The organism is Synechococcus sp. HK01-R, assembly GCF_014217855.1.
GTDB lineage: Bacteria > Cyanobacteriota > Cyanobacteriia > PCC-6307 > Cyanobiaceae > Synechococcus_C.
In genome coordinates this window covers 1042577-1063091 of the sequence record NZ_CP059059.1, presented here as the reverse complement: position 1 = coordinate 1063091, position 20515 = coordinate 1042577, and the positions used below count along the sequence as shown (strand labels likewise).

At 63.7% G+C, this 20515-nt stretch carries 20 protein-coding genes and 1 tRNA gene; 12 read left to right on the top strand and 9 right to left on the bottom strand.

What is annotated here, in order from left to right; translation table 11 throughout:
• Positions 1-75: 75 nt before the first annotated feature.
• Positions 76-1368 carry a serine hydroxymethyltransferase gene (glyA, locus tag H0O21_RS05465; protein ID WP_131455854.1) on the bottom strand — a complete coding sequence of 431 codons (1293 nt, stop codon included), beginning with the start codon at positions 1366-1368 and terminating at the stop codon, positions 76-78.
• Between the two features lie 87 nt (positions 1369-1455).
• Positions 1456-1529 (bottom strand) — tRNA-Arg (locus H0O21_RS05460).
• Between the two features lie 123 nt (positions 1530-1652).
• On the opposite strand from H0O21_RS05460, the gene H0O21_RS05455 reads away from it, so the two are divergent.
• From H0O21_RS05455 to H0O21_RS05445, 3 genes are read left to right on the top strand one after another with little or no spacing between them, the layout of a single operon-like run.
• A complete protein-coding gene (locus H0O21_RS05455; RefSeq protein ID WP_131455852.1) occupies positions 1653-1916 on the top strand; it encodes a hypothetical protein in 264 nt (87 codons plus the stop codon).
• Complete coding sequence (locus H0O21_RS05450) at positions 1913-2203, top strand: DUF3181 family protein (protein WP_131592829.1); 291 nt, start codon at positions 1913-1915, stop codon at positions 2201-2203. Before H0O21_RS05455 ends, H0O21_RS05450 begins: the two co-directional genes overlap by 4 nt.
• Before the next feature lie 25 nt (positions 2204-2228).
• Entirely contained in the window at positions 2229-2492 is a 264-nt protein-coding gene (locus tag H0O21_RS05445; protein WP_131455848.1) for a cytochrome-c oxidase, read from the top strand.
• Here H0O21_RS05445 and murJ read toward each other — a convergent pair.
• A complete protein-coding gene (gene murJ, locus H0O21_RS05440; RefSeq protein WP_185190676.1) occupies positions 2479-4086 on the bottom strand; it encodes a murein biosynthesis integral membrane protein MurJ in 1608 nt (535 codons plus the stop codon). The two genes, H0O21_RS05445 and murJ, sit on opposite strands and share 14 nt — an antisense overlap.
• Before the next feature lie 113 nt (positions 4087-4199).
• Here murJ and sfsA point away from each other — a divergent pair, with 113 nt between their 5' ends.
• From sfsA to H0O21_RS05420, 4 genes are all read left to right on the top strand, one after another.
• On the top strand, positions 4200-4964 hold the full coding sequence (gene sfsA, locus H0O21_RS05435) for a DNA/RNA nuclease SfsA (RefSeq protein WP_185190675.1): 765 nt from the start codon (positions 4200-4202) through the stop codon (positions 4962-4964).
• Between the two features lie 94 nt (positions 4965-5058).
• A complete protein-coding gene (locus tag H0O21_RS05430; protein ID WP_185190674.1) occupies positions 5059-6609 on the top strand; it encodes an ammonium transporter in 1551 nt (516 codons plus the stop codon).
• A 99-nt stretch (positions 6610-6708) separates the two neighbouring features.
• A complete protein-coding gene (locus H0O21_RS05425; protein ID WP_185190673.1) occupies positions 6709-7905 on the top strand; it encodes a 4-hydroxy-3-methylbut-2-enyl diphosphate reductase in 1197 nt (398 codons plus the stop codon).
• 62 nt (positions 7906-7967) lie between these two features.
• Positions 7968-8594: a DUF1997 domain-containing protein gene (locus H0O21_RS05420; protein ID WP_185190672.1), complete on the top strand. Its 627-nt coding sequence runs from the start codon at positions 7968-7970 to the stop codon at positions 8592-8594.
• Positions 8595-8630: 36 nt separating this feature from the next.
• On the opposite strand, the gene H0O21_RS05415 is transcribed toward H0O21_RS05420, so the two are convergent.
• The gene (locus tag H0O21_RS05415) at positions 8631-9092 is read right to left on the bottom strand and encodes a DUF4079 domain-containing protein (RefSeq protein WP_185190671.1); all 462 of its coding nucleotides are present in this window, start codon (positions 9090-9092) and stop codon (positions 8631-8633) included.
• 49 nt (positions 9093-9141) lie between these two features.
• Positions 9142-10743 (bottom strand): bifunctional phosphoribosylaminoimidazolecarboxamide formyltransferase/IMP cyclohydrolase, encoded by a 1602-nt coding sequence (purH, locus tag H0O21_RS05410; protein WP_185190670.1) that lies wholly within the window; start codon positions 10741-10743, stop codon positions 9142-9144.
• Between purH and H0O21_RS05405 the strand changes: the two genes are divergently transcribed.
• A complete protein-coding gene (locus tag H0O21_RS05405; protein WP_370523090.1) occupies positions 10742-11422 on the top strand; it encodes an alpha/beta hydrolase in 681 nt (226 codons plus the stop codon). The genes purH and H0O21_RS05405 overlap by 2 nt on opposite strands.
• Positions 11423-11476: 54 nt before the next feature.
• Here H0O21_RS05405 and H0O21_RS05400 read toward each other — a convergent pair whose 3' ends face one another.
• Positions 11477-11845 carry a DUF3155 domain-containing protein gene (locus H0O21_RS05400; RefSeq protein WP_131455830.1) on the bottom strand — a complete coding sequence of 123 codons (369 nt, stop codon included), beginning with the start codon at positions 11843-11845 and terminating at the stop codon, positions 11477-11479.
• Positions 11846-12233: 388 nt separating this feature from the next.
• Here H0O21_RS05400 and H0O21_RS05395 point away from each other — a divergent pair, with 388 nt between their 5' ends.
• A complete protein-coding gene (locus H0O21_RS05395) occupies positions 12234-13376 on the top strand; it encodes a sensor histidine kinase KdpD (protein ID WP_185190669.1) in 1143 nt (380 codons plus the stop codon).
• Here H0O21_RS05395 and cobS read toward each other — a convergent pair.
• Positions 13339-14106 carry an adenosylcobinamide-GDP ribazoletransferase gene (gene cobS, locus H0O21_RS05390; protein ID WP_185190668.1) on the bottom strand — a complete coding sequence of 256 codons (768 nt, stop codon included), beginning with the start codon at positions 14104-14106 and terminating at the stop codon, positions 13339-13341. The two genes, H0O21_RS05395 and cobS, sit on opposite strands and share 38 nt — an antisense overlap.
• A gap of 74 nt (positions 14107-14180) precedes the next feature.
• Between cobS and tgt the strand changes: the two genes are divergently transcribed.
• Together tgt and H0O21_RS05380 are read left to right on the top strand one after the other, a co-directional pair.
• Positions 14181-15299 (top strand): tRNA guanosine(34) transglycosylase Tgt, encoded by a 1119-nt coding sequence (gene tgt / locus H0O21_RS05385; RefSeq protein ID WP_131592810.1) that lies wholly within the window; start codon positions 14181-14183, stop codon positions 15297-15299.
• A gap of 30 nt (positions 15300-15329) precedes the next feature.
• Entirely contained in the window at positions 15330-15473 is a 144-nt protein-coding gene (locus H0O21_RS05380; RefSeq protein WP_007100770.1) for a photosystem II reaction center protein K, read from the top strand.
• A gap of 15 nt (positions 15474-15488) precedes the next feature.
• On the opposite strand, the gene H0O21_RS05375 is transcribed toward H0O21_RS05380, so the two are convergent.
• Entirely contained in the window at positions 15489-16244 is a 756-nt protein-coding gene (locus tag H0O21_RS05375; RefSeq protein ID WP_185190667.1) for a WecB/TagA/CpsF family glycosyltransferase, read from the bottom strand.
• A gap of 49 nt (positions 16245-16293) precedes the next feature.
• Between H0O21_RS05375 and H0O21_RS05370 the strand changes: the two genes are divergently transcribed.
• Positions 16294-19515, top strand: a complete 3222-nt coding sequence (locus H0O21_RS05370) for a glycoside hydrolase family 15 protein (protein ID WP_185190666.1) — start codon at positions 16294-16296, stop codon at positions 19513-19515.
• On the opposite strand, the gene H0O21_RS05365 is transcribed toward H0O21_RS05370, so the two are convergent.
• The gene (locus tag H0O21_RS05365) at positions 19499-20503 is read right to left on the bottom strand and encodes a Gfo/Idh/MocA family protein (RefSeq protein WP_131592804.1); all 1005 of its coding nucleotides are present in this window, start codon (positions 20501-20503) and stop codon (positions 19499-19501) included. The two genes, H0O21_RS05370 and H0O21_RS05365, sit on opposite strands and share 17 nt — an antisense overlap.
• Positions 20504-20515 lie beyond the last annotated feature (12 nt).

Sequence of the window (20515 nt, the reverse complement as noted above, 5' to 3'; positions counted from 1 at the left end):
AATCACCCCGAAAAGGGATCGAATGGAAAAATCCTAGGCAGGTCCATGCCCAGGCTCCAAGACCATTTGGGACAGTCAGGCAAGCGCCGGTGCAACAGCGACTCCGCCATAGAGCGGGAAACGCAAGCAGAGGTCACGGACCCGCTCCAAACACCGGGCCTGGATGGCGTCGTCCTCGGGATTCAGCAGACGATCAGCGATCACATCAGCCACCTCTCGGAAGGCCTCAGCATCAAAGCCCCTGGTGGTGAGAGCGGCAGTGCCCAGGCGTAGACCACTGGTCACGAAGGGGGACTCCGGATCAAAGGGCACGGTGTTCTTGTTCGCGGTGATGTGCACATCGCTCACCAGCAGGTCGGCCACCTTGCCGGTCATGCCGATGCTGCGCAGGTCGAGCAGCACCACATGATTGTCAGTGCCACCGCTCACCACATCAATTCCCCGCTCCTGAATCCGGGCAGCGAGGGCTTGTGCATTAGCCACCACCTGCTGGCTGTAGGCCTTGAAAGCGGGCTGAAGTGCTTCCCCAAAGGCCACGGCCTTAGCGGCGATCACATGCTCGAGCGGGCCACCCTGGGTGCCGGGGAAGACCGCCTTATCGAACTGACGGGCGAACTCGGCATCACGGCAGAGGATCAGACCTCCACGGGGACCGCGAAGGGTCTTGTGGGTGGTCGTGGTGACCACATCGCAATGGGGAACAGGGCTGGGGTGCACACCTGCTGCCACGAGGCCGGCAATGTGAGCCATATCGGCAAGCAGGAAGGCCCCCACTTCATCGGCGATCGCCCGGAAAGCAGGGAAATCAATCGTGCGGGGATAAGCGGAGTATCCGCAAACGATCAACTTGGGCCGATGCTCGAGCGCAAGCTTCCGGATCGCCTCCATGTCGAGACGCTGGGTCTCCCGGTCAACGCCGTACTGAACGACCTTGAACCACTTGCCACTGACATTCACCGGTGACCCATGGGTGAGATGGCCGCCATGGCTGAGGTCCATGCCCATGATCGTGTCGCCGGGCTGGAGCAGGGCCAGGAACACGGCGAAATTGGCCTGAGCGCCGCTGTGGGGCTGCACATTCGCCCAGGCGGCACCAAAGAGCTGCTTCGCCCGCTCGATCGCCAGCTCCTCAATCGCATCCACATGCTCACAGCCGCCGTAGTAGCGCTTGTGCGGCAGGCCTTCGGCGTACTTATTGGTGAGCACCGACCCCTGAGCCTCCATCACGGCCCGGGAGGCGAAGTTCTCGGAAGCGATCAGCTCGAGGTGGGTCTCCTGACGGTCCTGCTCCCGTGCGATCAGTGCTGCGATAGCGGGATCGGTCTCCCCTAGAGCGACATTGATCTTGGAAGGGGCTCGTTCAGACATCGACACAATCCGACTGTTGTCGAATCGTAGGAAATAGGACCCCTGCGAGCAGCCAAAAAAAAAACTGCCCGAAGGCAGTTGGAGAAGCGCGCCTGGAGAGATTCGAACTCCCGACCCTCTGATCCGTAGTCAGATGCTCTAATCCGCTGAGCTACAAGCGCTTGCGCCCAACCATCTGACCCTATCGAGGCACCCTTCGTCAACTGGGGCACATCGACTGGGAGCCCATCGACTGGAAGCAACAGCCCGGGCGCCAGAATCAACGCATCGTCACGGGAAGCTCCATGCCTATCCGCTGGTACGGCCCTGCTGATCCCACGGACCCGACCTACAGGCATTTCAATCGGATTGTGAACCTGTGCCTGCACGCCATGGTTTTCGCGGCCGTCAACAGCGGCCTTTGGTTCGTTCAGCAGATGCGCCACCCCTGGGAGCACCTCAACCTGTTCAGCGAGTTCTGGCTGGCGATCCTGGTGGTGCAACTCGGTGTGCTGATCAAGATGCGACCAGCCTCTGAAGACCAGCCCTCTGCCCCTCCAGGACCATGAGCCTTGACGCCGCATCCCTGCGGGATCTCAGTAACAGCCTGAGCGACCGTCTCTATTTGCAGATCGCCAACTGGCATCTGTATCTCGGCGATGCCGGACTCGCCGAGGCCCTGGCCATTGAATGCAGCGCTCGCATGGACCAGGGCGCTGCTGTAGCGGCCCGTCAGGCCCTTGAAGCCGTGCAGGTGCCCATCGGCGGCGGCAGCACCAGGCTCCCCCTCGCCAGGCTGATGCCAGCCGCACAACTCCGCGATCTCGAGGAGATCCTGGAGGAGTACTGCCGATAAGGTTGCTGCCATCCCGGGAGGTCCCGTGCTGATCATTGAGGTCACCAACGCACGTGAAGTGGTGCGCCAACGGATTGGCCGGCTGGGCGAGCGGCTGATCGGCAAAGTGGTCGACGCTGAGGCCCAGGTGGAGAAAGCGTTGATCCAAGAACTGGATACCGCGTTCCGCGAATTCGGGATCGAAGCAAGAATCCTCTCCGTCCAAGGACCGCAGGTGGTGGGCCGTCAGCAACTGGAGCTTCCGATCCAGGTGCGGGAGGAGCGGGAGGTTCGGCTCAGCGACGATTGAACCGACGCATCAGTCCATGCGTGATCTCACGCACTTCCGGGACACCACTGGCCTGACCGATCAGGGCGTACACCACCAATCCGATCGCACCGGATAGGGCCACCTGCAGGATTCGACCCATGCCATCAGGAGCCCAATCGAGGCCTGAACTCAGCGCCCAAGCAGACAAACCGGCCAACACCGCCGCCAGCAGCAACCGCAGTCCATCCCGACCCCAGGCGTCCAACGGCAGGCCGCCGAGACGCTGCTGAAGGGCCAGAACCAAAGCGGCGCAGGTGATCAGGTTGATCGCCACAGTGGCTAAGACCAGGCCCGGCGCCCCGAAATTGAAAGGCAGCTGAGGCCCCCAGGGGGTCGGGCCGCCAACGAGCAACCAGTCGAACACCACATTCAGGCCAATGCCCGCCAGGGAGAGGCGGAAGGGTGTCGTGCCGTCACCAAGGGCATAGAAGACCCGCACCAGCACGTCTCGCCCCAGATAGGCGGGCATCCCCACCCCGTAGGCCATCAAAAGTCCTGTGACCAAAAGGACGGCCTGCTGGTCAAAAGCACCACGGGCGTAAACCAGAGCGACGATCGGCTGTCCGAGGGCCACGAACAAAGCGCCCAACGGCAGCATCGAAGCGGTGGAAAGCATCAGACCCTGCCGGATCCTCGCCACCAGGGCCTCGCGATCCTCCGGAGCGGTCAGACGCGAGAAGGTGGGCAGCAGCGGCACCAGCAGGGCATTGGAGATCAGGCCCAGAGGTGTCTGCACCAGCAGGTTGGCGTAACCGAGACCAGCAGCCGCGCCGAGGATGCCGGAGGCAAAGAACAGATCGGTGAAGACATTGATCTGGAGCATGCCCGAGGAGAGGGTGGCCGGCCCCATCACCTGCCACACCTCACGAACCCCGGGATGCCGCCAGTCCCAGACCAAACGCATCCGAGCCAATCCCTGGCGGGCCAGGGCCGGCAACTGCAGAAGCCACTGCAGCAAGGCGCCCACCAGAGTGGCAAAGGCCAGCACCACCCCCCCGCGGATCGCGAAGGCGGGGCTCGCGATCGAGGCACCGAGCTGCCCCCACAACAGCCCAACGCCAAGGATGAGGGCCAGGGAAGACATCAACGGCGAAATGGCCGGGATCCAAAACTCATCGGCGGCATTCAGTGAGCCGAACCCCAGGCCGATCAAACCAGCAAGTAGTGCCATCGGCGCCATCACCTGAAGCTGAAGTACGGCGTTCTGGTGCAGCTCGGGACTCAGGCCAGGTCCCACAAGGGTGATCAAGGGATCGGCGGCCAACACCAGCACGATGGTGACCGCCAACAGCACGGCGCTCACCATCGTGTTGAGGGTGGCGAGGATCTGAGCCCCCTCCTGCCGCGGCCGACGGCTGAGCACGCTCACCATGGCGCTGTGAAAGGGGCCATTGATTCCACCCAGAAGAATCAGCAGAAAGCCCGGGAGCACATAGGCGTAGTTGTAGGCGTCGTAGGCAGCCCCTACCCCGAAGGCAGCGGCAATCACCAACTGCCGCACCAGCCCCCCCAACTTGCTGAGCAAGGTGCCGTAGGTCACCACCAGGGCGATGCGCTTCAGGGATCTCGCCATCAACAGCCCGGCCGGCACGTCTGAACTGCGCGGCATTCTCGACCCCACGGCGCTGTCAGGCCCACTCCAGGGGCCACCATGGCCACCATCTCCGTCCCTGGTGCTGCGCAGCTATGCCCGGCCAACCGCTTCTTGAATTCGAGCCCCTGCAGGAGGGCGTGCTGCTGAAGCGCTACAAGCGTTTTCTCGCTGACGTGCGTCTTGATGACGGCAGCGAGGTGACCGCCCACTGCGCCAACACCGGACCGATGACAGGAGTGCTGCATCCCGGCGGACGCGTGCGACTGCGCTACGCCCCCTCACCGACCCGCAAACTCGCCTGGACCTGGGAGCAGGCGGAAGTCGCAGGGGCTGATGGCAGCCCCTGCTGGGTGGGCATCAACACGGCCCTTCCCAATCGCCTGATCCGGGCGGCGATTGAAGCGGGACACCTGGACACACAACTCGGGGCCATCGGCTCGATTCGGCCAGAAGTCGCCTATGGAGCCGACAAACGCAGTCGCATTGATCTGCTGCTTCAACCTGACGAGACAGCCAAGGATCAGCGCCCCATTTATCTCGAAGTCAAGAACACCACCTGGAGCGAGGGGTCTCTAGCTCTCTTTCCCGACACGGTGACCGAGCGAGGGCAGAAACACCTGAAGGAGCTGAGCGCCCTACCGCCGGAGGCACGGGCCGTGCTGGTGCCCTGCCTGAGCCGACCGGATGTCACGGCGTTCGCGCCGGGAGACAGTGCTGATCCCCGCTACGGCGAGCTCTTCCGAGAGGCCCTGAGTGCTGGCGTGGAGGTCTTTCCCTGCGCGTTTCAGTTCGAACGGAACGGGGTCTTCTGGAATGGCCTCAGGCCGGTTCAAAGCCACCAATCGGCAATTCCGTAGCAATCGTCACCAGGGAAAGGTTCATAAGCGAGCACTTTGGGGCTTGGAAGCCGGACCCAGCGTCCAGCCCTTTCTGCAGCCCTGCTCTCCTTTCATGACAACTGCTCTGCACTCGCCTGCAAGGCGGGGCAAGACACGCCTCCAAGACGCCAGTCTCTTGGAAGGCCCCATGCTCCTCCTGCGCAGCATCCGCGGCTTTAAGTCGAACCGCTCTTTGATGTGGCTGGCCTGTGTGCCGGTCGCGCTGTTCGGCCTCGGTCTCTTCAATCTCTCGGCCCACGCCGCTGAGATGCCCGAGCTGAATGCCGCCTTCCTGGCCAACAACCTCTGGTTGCTGGTGGCCACCATCCTGGTGATCTTCATGAACGCCGGATTCGCCATGGTCGAAGCCGGTATGTGCCGTCAGAAGAATGCGGTCAACATCCTCGCCAAGAACCTGTTTGTGTTCGCTCTTGCGGTGACCGCCTACTGGTTCGTCGGTTATTCGCTGATGTACGGCGAAGCCTTTTGGGGCAGCCTTCTGTACTACGGCAAGGGTGGTGCCCTCGGACTTTTCTTCGATCCAACAGTCACCCCTGAAATGGTGACGAATGGAGATCTCGTCCCTTCCGTTGACTTCCTCTTCCAGGCGGCTTTTGCCGGCACAGCTGCAACGATCGTTTCCGGTCTGGTCGCTGAGCGAGTCAAGTTCGGTGAGTTCGTGATTTTCGCCCTCGTCCTCACTGCGGTCATTTATCCGATTTCCGGAAGCTGGGAGTGGAACGGCGGGTGGCTCAACAAAGTTGGCGAGTTGTATACCGAAGCAACTGCCCAGGCAGCAGGTGACCCCGAACTTGCTGGCACTGCCATTCACCCTTTCATTGACTTCGCTGGTTCCTCGATCGTCCACTCCGTGGGTGCTTGGGCCGGTCTGGTGGGCGCCATGTTGCTTGGCCCCCGCATCGGCAAATTCATCGACGGCAAGCCGCAGGCCATTCCTGGCCACAACATGTCGATTGCAACCCTGGGGGCCCTGATCCTCTGGATCGGCTGGTACGGCTTCAACCCCGGCTCCGAGCTGCAGATGGACCAGTACGTGCCCTACGTGGCTGTGACCACCACCCTGGCGGCTGCCGGTGGCGCCATCGCTGCCACGATTGTGTCGACCCTGACCTCCGGCAAGCCGGATCTGACGATGATCATCAACGGCATTCTCGCCGGTTTGGTGAGCATCACTGCCGGTTGCGGCAACATGACCCTGGTGGGCTCCTGGGTCGCTGGTGCTGTCGGCGGCATCATCGTTGTCTTCTCAGTCTCCGCACTCGATGCCGCTGGCATCGACGATCCCGTCGGCGCCTTCTCTGTGCACGGTGTGTGCGGCATCTGGGGCACCCTGGTGATCGGCCTCTGGGGCGTGGATGGCATGGATCCCGGTGCTGCCGGCATCGGCCTCTTCAACGGCGGTGGCATCTCCCAGCTGGGTATTCAGGCCCTGGGCTGTGCTGCCTACGCCATCTGGACCCTGGCCACCTGCTGGATCGCTTGGTCTGTGATCGGCGGTCTCTTTGGTGGCATCCGCGTCACTGAGAAGGAAGAGATCGAAGGTCTCGACATCGGTGAGCACGGGATGGAGGCCTATCCCGATTTCGCTTCAGCCGGCAACTAAGACCGCTTGGCTCAGCCTCCTGGGCGTTCCGACCCGACCCCTCAGGGGGTCGGGTTTTGTTTTGGACCCATAGAGTCATCCCACCGCCGACGTCGCGCCATGGATACCCACGCCTTCAAGCGCTCTCTGCATCACTCCGATCGCTACAACCGTCGGGGCTTCGGTCGCGCCGAGGAGGTGGCCGGCAGCCTGGAGCAGGCTTACCAAAGTGGCCTAATCGGCTCGATCCGCGACAACGATTACCGCCTCAACCACGGCCGACTGACGGTGCGACTAGCCGAAGCCTTCGGATTCTGTTGGGGCGTGGAACGGGCGGTGGCCATGGCCTACGAAACCCGTCGGCACTATCCAAGTGAACGGCTGTGGATCACGAACGAGATCATTCACAACCCCTCGGTCAATGACCACCTGCGCGACATGAATGTGCAGTTCATCCCGGTGGATGAAGGGGTGAAGGACTTTTCCGAAGTGGCCTCAGGAGACGTGGTGATCCTGCCGGCCTTCGGTGCGACGGTGCAGGAGATGCAGCTGCTCAATGAACGGGGCTGCCACATCGTGGACACCACCTGTCCGTGGGTCTCCAAGGTGTGGACGACCGTGGAGAAGCACAAGAAACAGGCCTTCACGTCCATCATTCACGGCAAGGTGAAGCACGAGGAAACCCTCGCCACCAGCTCCTTCGCCGGCACCTATCTGGTGGTCCTCGATCTCGAGGAAGCCCGCATGGTGGCCGATTACATCCTCGGTCAGGGCGATCGGGACGCCTTTATGGCTCGCTTCGCCAAGGCCTGTTCACCAGGCTTTGACCCCGATCGCGACCTGGAGCGCCTGGGGGTCGCCAACCAAACCACGATGCTCAAGAGCGAAACCGAGGAGATCGGTCGGCTGTTCGAACGCACGATGCTCAGCAAATACGGACCGGCCCACCTCAACGAGCACTTTCTCGCCTTCAACACCATTTGTGATGCCACCCAGGAGCGGCAGGACGCCATGTTCTCCCTGGTGGATGAACCCCTTGATCTGATGGTGGTGATCGGGGGCTACAACTCCTCCAACACCACCCATCTTCAGGAGATCGCCATCAGCCGCGGGATTCGCTCGTTCCATATCGATACGCCCGAGCGCATCGATGCCGACAACAGCATCGAGCACAAACCCCTGGGCCAGGACTTGGTGCGCGAACAGAACTTTCTGCCGGACGGCCCCGTGAAGGTGGGAATCACCTCCGGCGCCTCGACCCCTGATCGCGTCGTGGAGCATGTGATTCAGCGTCTGATCGCTCTGAGCGAACGCTGAGGCCCGGCCCCTTTACATTGGTTGATCTAACGGGGACCGTCCCCGGCGAGGGACATTCATCCGTGCTGCTTTTGGCGAGACCTCCAGCCGAAACCCTGCGCCACAGCGACGATCGCCAGGTCCGCTGCTATCGGAGCACGTTCTCCGATCGCATGGAGATGTTGGCCCCACGCGACCCGGTGGCGGTCTACCTCGACCGGCATGAAGGCTGGTTCCGACGTTGTGCCGCCCCAATGGAGGTCGCGGCGATCGACAACCAGGCCTACGCCCTGCGCCTCGGTCGCTTCGGCAATTTCGGCTTTGAGGTGGAACCGACCATCGGCCTGAGGTTGCTGCCGCAGCAAGAGGGCACTTACGCGATCGTGACCGTGCCCCTCGCCGATGCGGATCCGGCCCTTCAGGAGCTCTACGACGTTGACTTCCAGGCGACTCTCAACCTGGAACCGCAGACCAGCAAAAACGGCAACAACGAAGCCACCAGCGTCAGCTGGTCACTGGATCTCTCCGTTTGGATCCGGCTGCCCAAGGTGATTACGATGCTGCCTGAGGGACTGGTGCAGTCGAGTGGCGATCACCTGCTGCGCCAGATCGTGCGCCAGATCTCACGCAAGCTGACCTGGAAAGTGCAGGAAGATTTCCATGCCAGCCATGGACTCGTCTGCCCGCCGAGAAAGCGGGCAGCGTTCTGAATCCCTGACGGCCTTCCCGTAGCAGCCTGATCCGGCTCAGCGGTTGGTCCAGATCTTGTTGACGATCTCCATCCCGCTCACGGCCTGCCAAAGGAACAGAGTGAGCATGCCCATATTCAGGCCCACATGGGCTTTGCGGGCCAAGAGATTCCCCTGCTGCATCAGCGGTGAAAGCGCCGCAGCGGCTGCGATCATCCCGGTCATGGCCAAACCGACGATCAGGTGTGGGCCCACGAACAGCTTGCCGTTGTTGAGATAGGTCACGGCCATGCCTCCGAGGGTGCCGAACACCATCACCACCAGCAGCAGGCTTCCCCAGAGGTAGTGACGCTGAGCGAACTTGCCGGGGATCAGGGCTTTGCGCTCTTCCGGGGTGCCAGTGCGCACTTTTTTGGCCTTGATGCCCAGGAACAGTGCATAAGCACCGGCGGCCAGTAACACCCACATCATCAGCGGATGCAGAAAGTTGAGGGCAAAAGGAAGGGCTGCGAGGGTCATCGCGCGGAAGAGGGAAGAGAGCGTGGGGCGAGGCTAGGGGTTCAGGGCCTCAATGCAGGAAGTGGCGCCGCCCGGTGAGCAGCATCGCCAGGCCCAGTTCATCGCAGGCCTTGATGGACTCAGCGTCGCGAAGGCTGCCGCCGGGATGAATCACTGCGGTGATGCCATGGCTGGCCGCAAGACGCACCGTGTCATCGAAAGGGAAGAAGCCGTCACTGGCCAGCACCGCCCCCCGGGCCTGCTCTCCGGCAGCTTCGAGCGCCAAGCGAGCGGAACCGACGCGGTTCATCTGTCCGGCGCCCACCCCCAGGCTCTGTCCGTCCCTGGCGACCACAATCGCGTTCGAACGCACATGGCGCACCAACTGCCATGCGAAGCGCAGATCCGCCTGTTCCTGGGCTGTCGGCGGGCGCTGCGTCGCGACGGTCCATCCGGCTGGATCGATCGGTTGATCATCCAGATCCTGCACCAGGACACCGCCGAGGATGCTGCGCACGTGATCGCGGCCGGCCGCATCGATCGCCGCAGGGGCAAGCTCGAGCAGACGGAGGTTCCCTTTGCCGGCAAGGATTTCCCGCGCCTCAGGGCTGAATCCCGGTGCCACCACACACTCCAGAAACAGGCTGGTCAGTTCACGGGCCGCCGCGGCATCCACGGAACCGTTCAAGGCCACGATCCCTCCGAAGGCGCTGACACGGTCAGCATCAAGCGCACGGGTGAGCGCCCCGGCCACCCCCTCGGCAACGGCCACGCCGCAGGGGTTGGTGTGCTTGACCACGACGGCCGCCGGCTGCTCCGCAGGGTGGGACCCCTCTGTGCCATATCCGAATTCGCGCACCGTGGCAAGGGCCGCCTCCAGGTCGAGCAAATTGTTGGTGCTGAGCTCCTTGCCCTGCAGTTGCAGCGCTCCTCCCCAGCCACGGCGGGGTGCGCTGTACCAGGCCGCCTGCTGATGGGGGTTCTCGCCATAACGCAAGGTCTGACGCAAGGGCACTGCTTCGAGCCACGGCAGCGCTGCTCCACCCTCCTCGCTGTCCTGTTGCCCTGCATCGCTGTCGGCCGGGTTCATCCGGCCCTTCATCCAATGGCTGATGGCGGTGTCGTAAGCGGCTGTATGCGCAAACGCCTCAAGAGCAAGACGACGGCGCAGGCCAGCATCAATCCCACCGGGGCGATCGAGGGCAGCGACCACCCGGTCGTACTGCTCGGGGCTGGTGAGCACAGCCACATGCGCATGGTTCTTGGCTGCCGAGCGCACCATGGTGGGTCCGCCGATGTCGATGGTCTCGATGGCGGTGTCCCAGCTGACAGCAGGATCAGCCACCGTTTCCCTGAAGGGATAGAGATTGACCACGACCACATCGATCGGTGCAATCTGCTGAGCCGCGAGATCGGCCTCATGGGCGGGATCCCCACGACGGGCCAGGATCCCCCCATGGATCCGGGGATGCAGGGTCTTGACCCGACCACCGAGAATTTCCGGAGCGCCTGTGTGATCAGCGACGCGGGTCACGGGCAAGCCCGCTTGCTCGAGCGCCGTAGCCGTGCCGCCACTCGAGAGAAGCTGGAAGCCATGGCGACGGTGCAAGGCCTCCGCCAGGGGCACCAGCCCCCGCTTGTCGGACACGCTCAGCAGGGCTGTGGGAGCCATGGCAGCAGAAGGATTCCATGGGCCAACCTACGCAGCAGCGACTCCGCCTCTGTTCATGCCTGCAGCGAACCCCAGCGACCGACTTCTGCTCAGCCCCCCAGGGGCGCAGCAGCGGCTGGTGCTGCTGCATGGATGGGGTGCGGATGCCGATGACCTGCTGCCTCTCGGCCAGGCATTGACAGCGGATCTCCCCCAGCCGGTGGAACTGATCGCCCTGCGCGCGCCGGAGCCCCATCCCCAGGGATCGGGCCGCCAGTGGTATGGACTCTTCCCCTCCGACTGGCAAGCCGTTCCCTCCGCCCAGGCAGCGCTCTGCCAACGACTGAAGGAGCTGGAGAGCGGAGGGATTCCGCTGGCGCAAACCGTGTTGCTGGGCTTCTCCCAAGGTGCAGCCATGGCCGTGCTCAGTGGCTGTGATCTGCCTCTGGCGGGGGTGATTTCCTGCAGCGGTTACCCCCATCCAGGCTGGGCAGCGCCGGCGAATCGGCCATCGGTGCTGCTGCTCCATGGAAAAAACGATGAGATCGTGCCGTTTCAGGCCAGCCTTCAACTCCAGAGCCTTCTCAACGCGAACACCAACGCAGCGAAAGCGGACCTCGTCGCCAGCGAATCCGGACACACCATCGACGCCGCAGCTCTGCCAGCCATCGCAAAAGCCCTCAGGGCCTGGTGGTCATGACCAGACTCTGAGGGCTTGCTCGCCATGGTGGTGGTTTTAGGCCTGGGGACGGCTTCAGACGAAGGCGTATTCGTACTCCTCCATCTCTTCCCAGTCATCAGCCACGAGCTCGAGGCCTTCAAACAGGGTGTCCTCGCCAATGTTGTCGACGATGGAGCGCAGAGAAGGGAAAAGGAAGTGGTTCTCTTCGGCGTACTGAGCGCTGAACAGACCCTTTTCTCCCCAGAAGAAATGATCCGTGGTGTGTTCGTTGCGGCGAACCTTCAGCAGTGCAGGAGGTGTAATGCCGTTTTCGGCAATGAAGCGACGACCGGCGGTGACGGGCTTGTGCTCACCGGTTTCGAGGTTGTAGGTCGGCACGTGGGCGAGAACACGCTGACCGGCGAGACGGCGGCGACTGATCCGCTTGCGCTTTTTGGACATGGCGAGAGACTCCCACTGGGGAGCATGAAGGTGGAAAGCGTCGGAGCAGCCCGTCAGAGCGGACGAACACCAGCGCAAAAACAGACGCAAAGCGTCGAGACGTCAGCAATCCGAAAGGTGCGCCAGCTGTGGCGAGCCACACTGACGCCGGCTCACGGCATCAACATCACCGGCCGAAACCGATGCACAACAGGGGACGCATCAACCTCTGCTGTAGCCTTGGTAGCGACTAAAGCGCAACCGCAGCGGAGTTGACGCCGAAGCCTCGCCTCTCGGAGGGGGCGTGCTATCGGTCGATCATCAGATCTTAAGACTTTTTCCCTGATTGACAACCCCCCGAGACGGGGTAAGCGCCATCCGTCTGTGTTCGACGGCACATCTGGGTTCCATGCTCCTCAGCGAACGCTTTCTTGCCCTTGCCCAGCAACAGCTGGATTGCTTTGAGGGAGAGAAGGGTATCGCCAGGCTCGTGCTGTACGTCGCCCGTGGCCAGGACGGGACGGAGCCAGGCCTTGCGATGGTGCATCAATGGCCGGACAGCGCCACACCGCTTCCGCCCGTCGAAACGGATCCAGCCCTGCGGGCACCGGCCGCCGAACGCCGCTGGTACCCCCTCCGTGAAGGCAACCTGCTGCTCGGGGCTCTGCGGGCTGAATGCAGCAGTGCCGCAACCTGGACCCGCGGGCTCGATCGCCGCCTGGAGGCCTGTGCGGGCGCCCTCGCCTACAACCTCAGCCTCGACCTGGAACGCAGCCGCTTGAGCCACCAACTTCAGCTGCAGCGAGAGCAGCTTGATCTCGTCGTGCATCAGCTCCGCAATCCTCTGGCCGCCCTACGGACTTATGCCCAACTGCTCCTGCGCCGACTTGAGCCCGAGAGCCAGCACCGCCCCCTCGTGGAGAACCTGCTCGATGAGCAAGGACGACTGGACCGTTACATCACTGCCATCGACGGGATCGGCCGGGAGAGCCGCTTGCTGGAAGCCCAGGGATCCAGCGCCCTGCTGCTGCCACCGATGCTCCCCAGCCGCCAAAAGCAGAGCCTGCGCTCCCTGCTGGCACCGTTAGCGGATCGCGCCGCAGCGACGGCAACACTCCAGGGACGCTCCTGGTCGAGTCCGCAACCCTGGCCTGACTGGAGCGATGAGGAGCGTCCAGGAGAAGACGGCGTGGTCGCCGAGATCATCGCCAACCTGCTGGAAAACGCGTTCCGCTACAGCCCCTCCGGTGCGCCCCTGGGCCTGCATCTGAGCAATCAGGGCGACCAACGCGGCATCTGTATTTGGGACGGAGGACCAGCCATCCATCCCTCAGAGCGAGAGCAGATCTTCGAGCAGGGCGTCCGCGGCGAACGCAGCCGCGAGCGATCCGGAAGCGGGCTAGGGCTGGCCCTCGCCCGGCAACTAGCCGAAGACCGAGGCGGAGAGCTGCGCCTGCTCTGCAACCCACAGACACTGAGCCCGGAGCTACCGGTGGAAGGCAATGCCTTCCTGCTCACCCTCCCAGCAGAAGCGCCAGCAACACCAACGTGAGTGTTTCAGTCCAGACCACGGAGGCACCGTAGGTATCTCCGGTGTGCCCCCCCAGACGGCGCCCCAGCCAAGTGGCCACTCCCCAGGCCGCTAGTAGTCCGCAGGGAACACTGATCAGCAGCCCTCGCCACTGCGGCCACGGCAGCAACACCACGAGCCCAAGCCCAACAACCGCTGCGGCGGGAATCAGCTCTTGGCCTGATCGGGCATGGGTTCGGTGAAAGGACGCCGTTCCCTCCTCGCGCAGATAAGGGAAGCCCAACATCGCCCAGAGCGGAGAACAGCGCCCCCAGAACGCAACGACGGGGAGCACTAGCGGCACAAGGGACGGTTGATGCTGGGCCAGCGTCAACAGCGCTGCCACCAGCAGTGCGAGCACCAGCAACAACGCCAGCACGCCGCTGGCCCCGACGCGGCTGTCATCCATCGCCTCCAGGCATCGATCTCGACCAGCCGCCAGGCCATCCCCGGTGTCCATCACACCATCGAGATGGAGACCTCCGGTCAACCAGGCACCGAAACTGGTCACCGCCAGCACCAGCGGGAGTGGCGACCAGCCCAATGCCTCCAACAGCAGCCAAAGCAGGGCCTGCAAGCTGCCGATCACCAAGCCGATCCAGGGAGCGAAGCGAGCGATCCGTTCAAAGCGGGGCTGAAGGCGGGGCCAACCCGGCAACACGGTGTAGAAGACCCAGGCGCCAGCGAAGTCGCGGATCCAGAGCGGAGCCATGGCAGCCAGACGAGAGAGGTGAGGGGCGGGGGCAGGGGTTCACCGTAAGGTCAGGGATGGCGCCTGAGGGGCCTGTGTTCAGCTTTCAGATCGAAGCCCACTGCACCCACACGCGTGCACGCTGCGGCTGCTTCCAAACCCCCCACGGCCCGGTGAACACCCCACGGTTCATGCCCGTGGGCACCCTTGGCACCGTGAAAGGGGTGAGCACCACCCAGCTCGCGGACACAGGCGCTCAGATGGTGCTGTCCAACACCTATCACCTGCATCTGCAGCCCGGCGAAGGGATCGTGGCGGAGGCCGGCGGCCTCCACCGTTTCATGGGCTGGGACGGCCCGATGCTGACCGATTCCGGTGGTTTCCAGGTGTTCAGCCTGGGTGAGCTGAACCGCATCGACGATCACGGCGTTGATTTCCGTAACCCCCGCGATGGCAGCAAGATTCTCCTGACCCCGGAACGGTCGATGGAGATCCAGATGGCTCTCGGGGCTGATGTGGCGATGGCCTTCGATCAATGCCCGCCCTATCCGGCCAGCGAAAGCGACGTGGAGGAAGCCTGTCGCCGCACCCACGCCTGGCTCGAGCGCTGTGCCTCAGCCCACAATCGGCCTGACCAAGCCCTCTTCGGCATTGTGCAGGGGGGCTGCTTCCCGCATCTTCGCGAGCAGAGTGCCCGCACAGTCGCTGGCTTCGACCTGCCCGGTATCGCCATCGGTGGCGTGAGTGTGGGCGAACCGGTGGAGGAGATGCACCGGATCGTCAGAGAGGTCACGCCCTTACTTCCCGATGACCGTCCTCGGTATCTGATGGGCATCGGCACCCTCCGGGAGATGGCGGTGGCCGTGGCCAATGGCATCGACCTCTTCGACTGTGTGCTCCCGACCCGGCTCGGACGCCATGGCACCGCCCTGGTCGATGGCGAGCGCTGGAATCTGCGCAATGCCCGCTTCCGCCACGACCACAGCCCGCTGGATGCCAGCTGCCCCTGCACCGCCTGCACACGCCACAGCCGCGCCTACCTCCATCACCTGATCCGCAGCGATGAACTGCTCGGACTGACCCTGCTCAGCCTCCACAACCTGACCCACCTGATCCGCTTCACGACTGCAATGGGGCAAGCGATCCGGGACGGTTGTTTTGCAGAGGATTTCGCTCCCTGGCTCCCAGAGTCTCCCGCCCATCACACGTGGTAGCGTCCGCTCATCGCCCATGACATCGCCGGGATGGCCGCCACCACACTCGATCTGCTGGCCCAACTGCCCGAGGCCTATCAGGCCTTCGGACCGCTGGTCGACATCCTGCCGATCATTCCCCTGTTCTTCCTGCTGCTTGCCTTCGTTTGGCAGGCCTCCGTCGGCTTCCGCTGAATCCTGAAGCCGAGCTCAGCGTCGCTTGGCTCTGCCTTCACCCCTGCGGATCACCTCCCAGGCGAAGCCAGGCAACGACAGCATCCGCCGCCAACGACTCGGCTCCTGCACCAATCGATACAGCCACTCCACTTGCAGTCGCCCCATCCATTGGGGTGCACGCTGCTTGACTCCGGCCCAGACGTCAAAACTGCCGCCAACACCCATCCAGAGTCCGGGTTGATCGGCATGCAGCCGCTGGGTCCAGGTCTCCTGACGGGGAACTCCGAGGGCGACGAGGACGAGGTCTGGTTTCAGCACCTGCAGGCGCCGCTCGAGCAGCGGCCAGCTCTCGGCTGATTGATAGCCGTGTTCGGCCATCACGAGTCGCAGGGCCGGCAACTCTGCCGCCAGACGCTGGCGCAAGCGATCCATGACCTCCGGCGCCGCGCCGATCAGGGCCACTGTCCAGCCATGCGCTTCGGCATAGGCCAAGAGAGCACGAGCCAACTCAATTCCAGGACTGCGGCCCACCCGCACGCCCTGGCGAGCCAAGGCCCAGACCACCCCAGCACCGTCGGGGATCACCAGCTCGGCGGCGGCAATCGCTGCGCCGAGCTGCGCATCAGCCCTGGCCGCCATCGTCATCTCTGCATTCAGGGTGACGATCTGACCACCGCCTCGTGCATGCAAACCGATGGCAGCGGCGTGGACATCCCGACAGGCATCCACCCCAACACCAAGCACCTGACAACGGTGCTGATCACACGGATCGGTACTGACGGCGTCCATCCGCGGTCCTGCTACAGGAGAGAATTTAGAACTGGTCGGCCTGGAGGTCATGGTTCTGTCGCACCCCTCCCTGTCGCACCCCTCCCTCATCAGCCCAGACAGCACCTCAGAGGAGGCGCGCTGGAGCCTGCTCGAAAGCCTTGATGCGGCCATTGATCAGGTGGTGCTGCAGCGACAGCATCCGATCAGCGGCTTGCTGCCCGCAAGCACCGCCCACACCGTGCATGGCAACTACGGCGACGCCTGGGTACGGGACTGTGTGTACTCGATCCAGTGCGTCTGGGGCCTGGCCCTCGCCCATCGTCGACTGAACGACGGCGCCACAGCACGCTCCTGGGAGTTGGAGCAACGCGTGCTCGCCCTGATGCGCGGCCTGCTGAACGCCATGATGCGCCAGGCCGCCAAGGTGGAGCGGTTCAAGCAGAGCCTTGATCCCCTCGATGCACTCCACGCCAAATACGACACCGCTAGTGGCGACACCGTGGTGCCTGACGACGGCTGGGGGCATCTGCAAATCGACGCCACTTCGCTGTTTCTGCTGCAGCTCGCCCAGCTGACCCGCAGCGGTCTGACCGTGTTGCAGAGTCGCCACGAGGCCGACTTCGTCCAAAACCTGATCTATTACGTGGCCCGGGCCTATCGCGTGCCTGACTACGGGATCTGGGAGCGGGGTGACAAGGGAAACCATGGCCTGCCCGAACGAAACGCCAGTTCGATCGGCATGGCCAAGGCTGCCCTCGAGGCCCTCGACGGCCTCGACCTGTTCGGCGTCCACGGTGACGGATCCCTGCAGGCGCAGATTCCCCATGGCGCCGTTGTGCGCCTGCGACGGGCCCTGCAGGGTCTGCTGCCACGGGAATCGGCCAGCAAGGAGGCAGACAGCGCCTGCCTCTCCGTGGTGGGGTATCCAGCCTGGGCCGTGGAAGACCCCCAACTTGTGCAACGCACCTGCGAGCGGATCCGCCGCGACCTTGGGGGGGCCTATGGCTACAAGCGCTTCCGACGTGATGGTCACCAAACCGTGGTGGAGGACATCAGCCGCCTTCATTACGAACGGGACGAGCTCGCCACGTTTGAGGGGATCGAATCGGAATGGCCCCTATTCCTCGCCTATGAACTGGTCACCGCTTGCTGCGAAGAGCGCTGGGAGGACGCCCGTCACTGGCGGGAGCGGCTGCAGCCGCTAGCGGTCGAGCACAACGGACAACGGCTCTTCCCTGAGCTGTATCTGGTGCCGGATTCGGTGGTGGAGCTGGAGCGACGCAGCCCCGGCAGCCAGAAGCGGCTTGCCAACGACAACGTGCCCCTGCTCTGGACCCAGAGCCTGACCTGGCTGGGAGAGATGCTGCTGAGCGGACTGCTCCTGCCGGAAGACCTGGACCCCTGTGGCCGCAGGCTGCCCCAGCAGCTCGGTGCCGATCAGGTGCTGGTTGCCCTGGTTCCAGCCAGTTCCACCCTGAGCGCCAGCCTGCAGAGCCGCGGGATCCCAGTCACCGATCCCGACCGGTGCAGCATCCAGGTGCTGCCCTCCGATGCCCTGGGTGAACGACTTCAGCAACTGGGGGCGAACCCAGCCCTGGGGCTTGGCGGCCATCCACCCCTGCGCGCTGAAACCGCCACGACTGCACGCTTCTACCGCCAGGGCGAAGCCCGGATGGCCTTTTTGCCTGCGGTGCTTGAGGAGGACACCTTCTACCTCGCGGATGACCCAAAGCAGCTGCTGGACACCGTGGTGAACGAACTGCATCTGCTGCAGCGTCACTGGCGGGGCGCAGGCGCCCCGCTTCTGCTGATCCCCCTGCCAGACGTTCTTGTTCAGCGGGATCTCGAGACCGTGCAGGAGCTGGCAAGCCGACTGGCAAGCGGTGAACTGGAAGGCATTGCTGTGCAGCTCGCCCCCTTGGAGCAACTGGCAAGCCAGGGGCAGTGGCTGGACCTGCCAGCCGGCCTCGATCCCGGAAGGGTTCGGTCCTTCCAGCCCCCTGCAGCGGCATCCGAACTGCTGCAGGATTCCACTGACCTGGAGGATCTAACCGCCGCGCAGGAACAGGAGCTCGATGAGATCTCCCTGCCGGAATTGCGGGCTCGTCTATGGAGAAGCTCCTCCCTCCGGGAGCAAGCCGAGGTGCTGGAACTGCTCCACCGCCATCTCGGTGACGAAGCGATTCTCACCGGTCCGAGTGGATCGCCGGTGGAGCTGCGCAGCCTGCTGGAGGAGATCTATCACCGAGGCTTGCATCAACAGGACTGGAATGTGGTGCGCCGCTGCGCCGGAGTGCTCGGCCTGGTGCATCCCCAGCTGGAGGATGCGCTGATCGACCTGCTGGCCCGTCAGAAAACTGTGGTGGTGGGGCGCAGCTACAGCAGCGACTCCCTCCTGGCCACCCCCCTGGCCAATGGGGCGATCGCCACAAGAATCCGACGCACCTGCGGTACTGACTCCCGTGAGCAGGCTCTGCAGCAGGAGCTGCTCCTCGCCCTCGACGGGATCGCTCGCCGCGAACCCCAGATGCTCAAGGGCACGCTCACCTTGCAACTCGGGCAGCTGATGCTGATGCTCACCGCCGAACTGGCGGCGGAATCAAGACTCAGTCAGGACCAAGCCTTTGAGGCCCTCTGCTCTGACCCTCCCCATACGATCGGTCGCCGGCTACGGGCGGTGCTCGCCGACCTTGAACATGCCCACGCCTCCTTGCAGCGCAATGAAGCCCTGCACCTCAGCGGTCCGGTGCAGTGGGCCGTTCCCTCCCCCCTGGAGGAGTCGCCCAGCGGTGACGACTGGCTGCAGCAACGCATCCGGCTGGGCTCTCTGCAACGGGTCCCGAAGGATTTCCATGCTGGGATCTGGTCACTGCTGCAGCATTGCCGCGGCCTCGTGATCGGCGACAAGCTCGAACGACGCAACCGTCTCACCAGTGCTCTGCTGCTGGAGAAGACCCCGGGCGAGAAAAATTTCGCCACCCTCGTGGAGCATCTGCTCAGCCGCATCCCGGCGCCGGAATACAGACAGCTCTGTACGGAGTGCCTGCTGTCACTGATGGCGTTTGTGACCACCAACCCAACGGTGCACATCGATGACGATGTGGCCCTTGATGTGGTCATCGGTCACGCCGTGCGGGTGGGCTGGCTCATGACCCACCCTGAGCTGGAGGCTTCCAGCTACGCAGTGCATAAGGCTGACGCCTGGGATCAGTTCTACCGGTCCTCGCCCGCCGACTGCCGTCGCTGGCAGATCGCCGCTCTGCGGGAGCTGATCAGATCGGATCGCTGAGGGGCACTCCCATGCCGGGGTGCTCCACCGCCTGCTCGATCAAATCGGCCAAGCGGAGGGCCCGGGAGGCCTGAAGACCATCCACTGCAGGGGTTTCACGACCGCGGACGCACTGGAGGAAGTGCTCCAGCTCGGCGTAAAGCGGTTCAATCGAGGTGGTACTGACCTCCTCAATGAATCCATCATTGCGGTAGAGCAATTCACCGTGATCGGCCGAGTACCACTCGTGGGCACGGCGGTGAATATGCAGGGTGTGATTGAGGAAATCGGTCTCGACCAGGCTCGCCCGGCAATGGGCGCTGAGGCTGCGGATCTTGCGGTGGCTCATCTTGCTGGCCGTCAGGCTGGCCACCACACCATTGGCAAACCCAAGCGTGGCGTTGACGTAATCGATCGGACCTTCGGCACTGCGGCCTCCGGCAGCGGCAAGGCGCACCACCGGTGCCTGGGCCAGCTCCAGCACCAGATCGAGGTCGTGGATCATCAAATCCAAGACCACGGACACATCATTGGCTCGGTCGGCATGGGGGCTGTGACGGCGCGCTTCCAGCACCACCACCTCCTCGCTGGCCACCACCTTGGTCAGTTCACGGAAGGCAGGGTTGAAACGCTCAATGTGACCGACCTGCAGCAGGCGACCGTTGCGGCTGGAGGCGGCGATCAGGGCCGCCGCCTCTTCCTGGCTGGCGGCGATCGGCTTCTCGATCAGCACATGCAGACCAGCCTCCAGACAGGCCAGTCCAACCGCATGGTGCAGCAGCGTGGGCACGGCAATGCAAACCGCCTCCACCTCGCTGAGCATGGCCTCGTAACTGGCAAACCAGCGGCATCCGAACTGCTCGGTGGCGAGATGACCGCGCTCAGCATCGGGATCTGCGACGCCCACAAGCTCCGCATCCTTGAGCAGGCTGAGCACGCGGGCGTGATGCCAGCCCATGTTGCCGATGCCGATCACGCCGACCTTCACCGGAACCATGGGGTCGGTCATCGGCAGAGGCAC

Excerpts from the sequence above, each read along its gene's own strand:
- glyA (WP_131455854.1), bottom strand. The coding sequence starts at position 1,368 with ATGTCTGAACGAGCCCCTTCCAAGATCAATGTCGCTCTAGGGGAGACC.
- H0O21_RS05455 (WP_131455852.1), top strand. The coding sequence starts at position 1,653 with ATGCCTATCCGCTGGTACGGCCCTGCTGATCCCACGGACCCGACCTAC.
- H0O21_RS05450 (WP_131592829.1), top strand. The coding sequence starts at position 1,913 with ATGAGCCTTGACGCCGCATCCCTGCGGGATCTCAGTAACAGCCTGAGC.
- murJ (WP_185190676.1), bottom strand. The coding sequence starts at position 4,086 with ATGGCGAGATCCCTGAAGCGCATCGCCCTGGTGGTGACCTACGGCACC.
- sfsA (WP_185190675.1), top strand. The coding sequence starts at position 4,200 with ATGCCCGGCCAACCGCTTCTTGAATTCGAGCCCCTGCAGGAGGGCGTG.
- H0O21_RS05430 (WP_185190674.1), top strand. The coding sequence starts at position 5,059 with ATGACAACTGCTCTGCACTCGCCTGCAAGGCGGGGCAAGACACGCCTC.
- H0O21_RS05425 (WP_185190673.1), top strand. The coding sequence starts at position 6,709 with ATGGATACCCACGCCTTCAAGCGCTCTCTGCATCACTCCGATCGCTAC.
- H0O21_RS05415 (WP_185190671.1), bottom strand. The coding sequence starts at position 9,092 with ATGACCCTCGCAGCCCTTCCTTTTGCCCTCAACTTTCTGCATCCGCTG.
- H0O21_RS05405 (WP_370523090.1), top strand. The coding sequence starts at position 10,742 with ATGGCAGCAGAAGGATTCCATGGGCCAACCTACGCAGCAGCGACTCCG.
- purH (WP_185190670.1), bottom strand. The coding sequence starts at position 10,743 with ATGGCTCCCACAGCCCTGCTGAGCGTGTCCGACAAGCGGGGGCTGGTG.
- H0O21_RS05400 (WP_131455830.1), bottom strand. The coding sequence starts at position 11,845 with ATGTCCAAAAAGCGCAAGCGGATCAGTCGCCGCCGTCTCGCCGGTCAG.
- H0O21_RS05395 (WP_185190669.1), top strand. The coding sequence starts at position 12,234 with ATGCTCCTCAGCGAACGCTTTCTTGCCCTTGCCCAGCAACAGCTGGAT.
- cobS (WP_185190668.1), bottom strand. The coding sequence starts at position 14,106 with ATGGCTCCGCTCTGGATCCGCGACTTCGCTGGCGCCTGGGTCTTCTAC.
- H0O21_RS05380 (WP_007100770.1), top strand. The coding sequence starts at position 15,330 with ATGGCCGCCACCACACTCGATCTGCTGGCCCAACTGCCCGAGGCCTAT.
- H0O21_RS05375 (WP_185190667.1), bottom strand. The coding sequence starts at position 16,244 with ATGGACGCCGTCAGTACCGATCCGTGTGATCAGCACCGTTGTCAGGTG.
- H0O21_RS05370 (WP_185190666.1), top strand. The coding sequence starts at position 16,294 with ATGGTTCTGTCGCACCCCTCCCTGTCGCACCCCTCCCTCATCAGCCCA.
- H0O21_RS05365 (WP_131592804.1), bottom strand. The coding sequence starts at position 20,503 with ATGACCGACCCCATGGTTCCGGTGAAGGTCGGCGTGATCGGCATCGGC.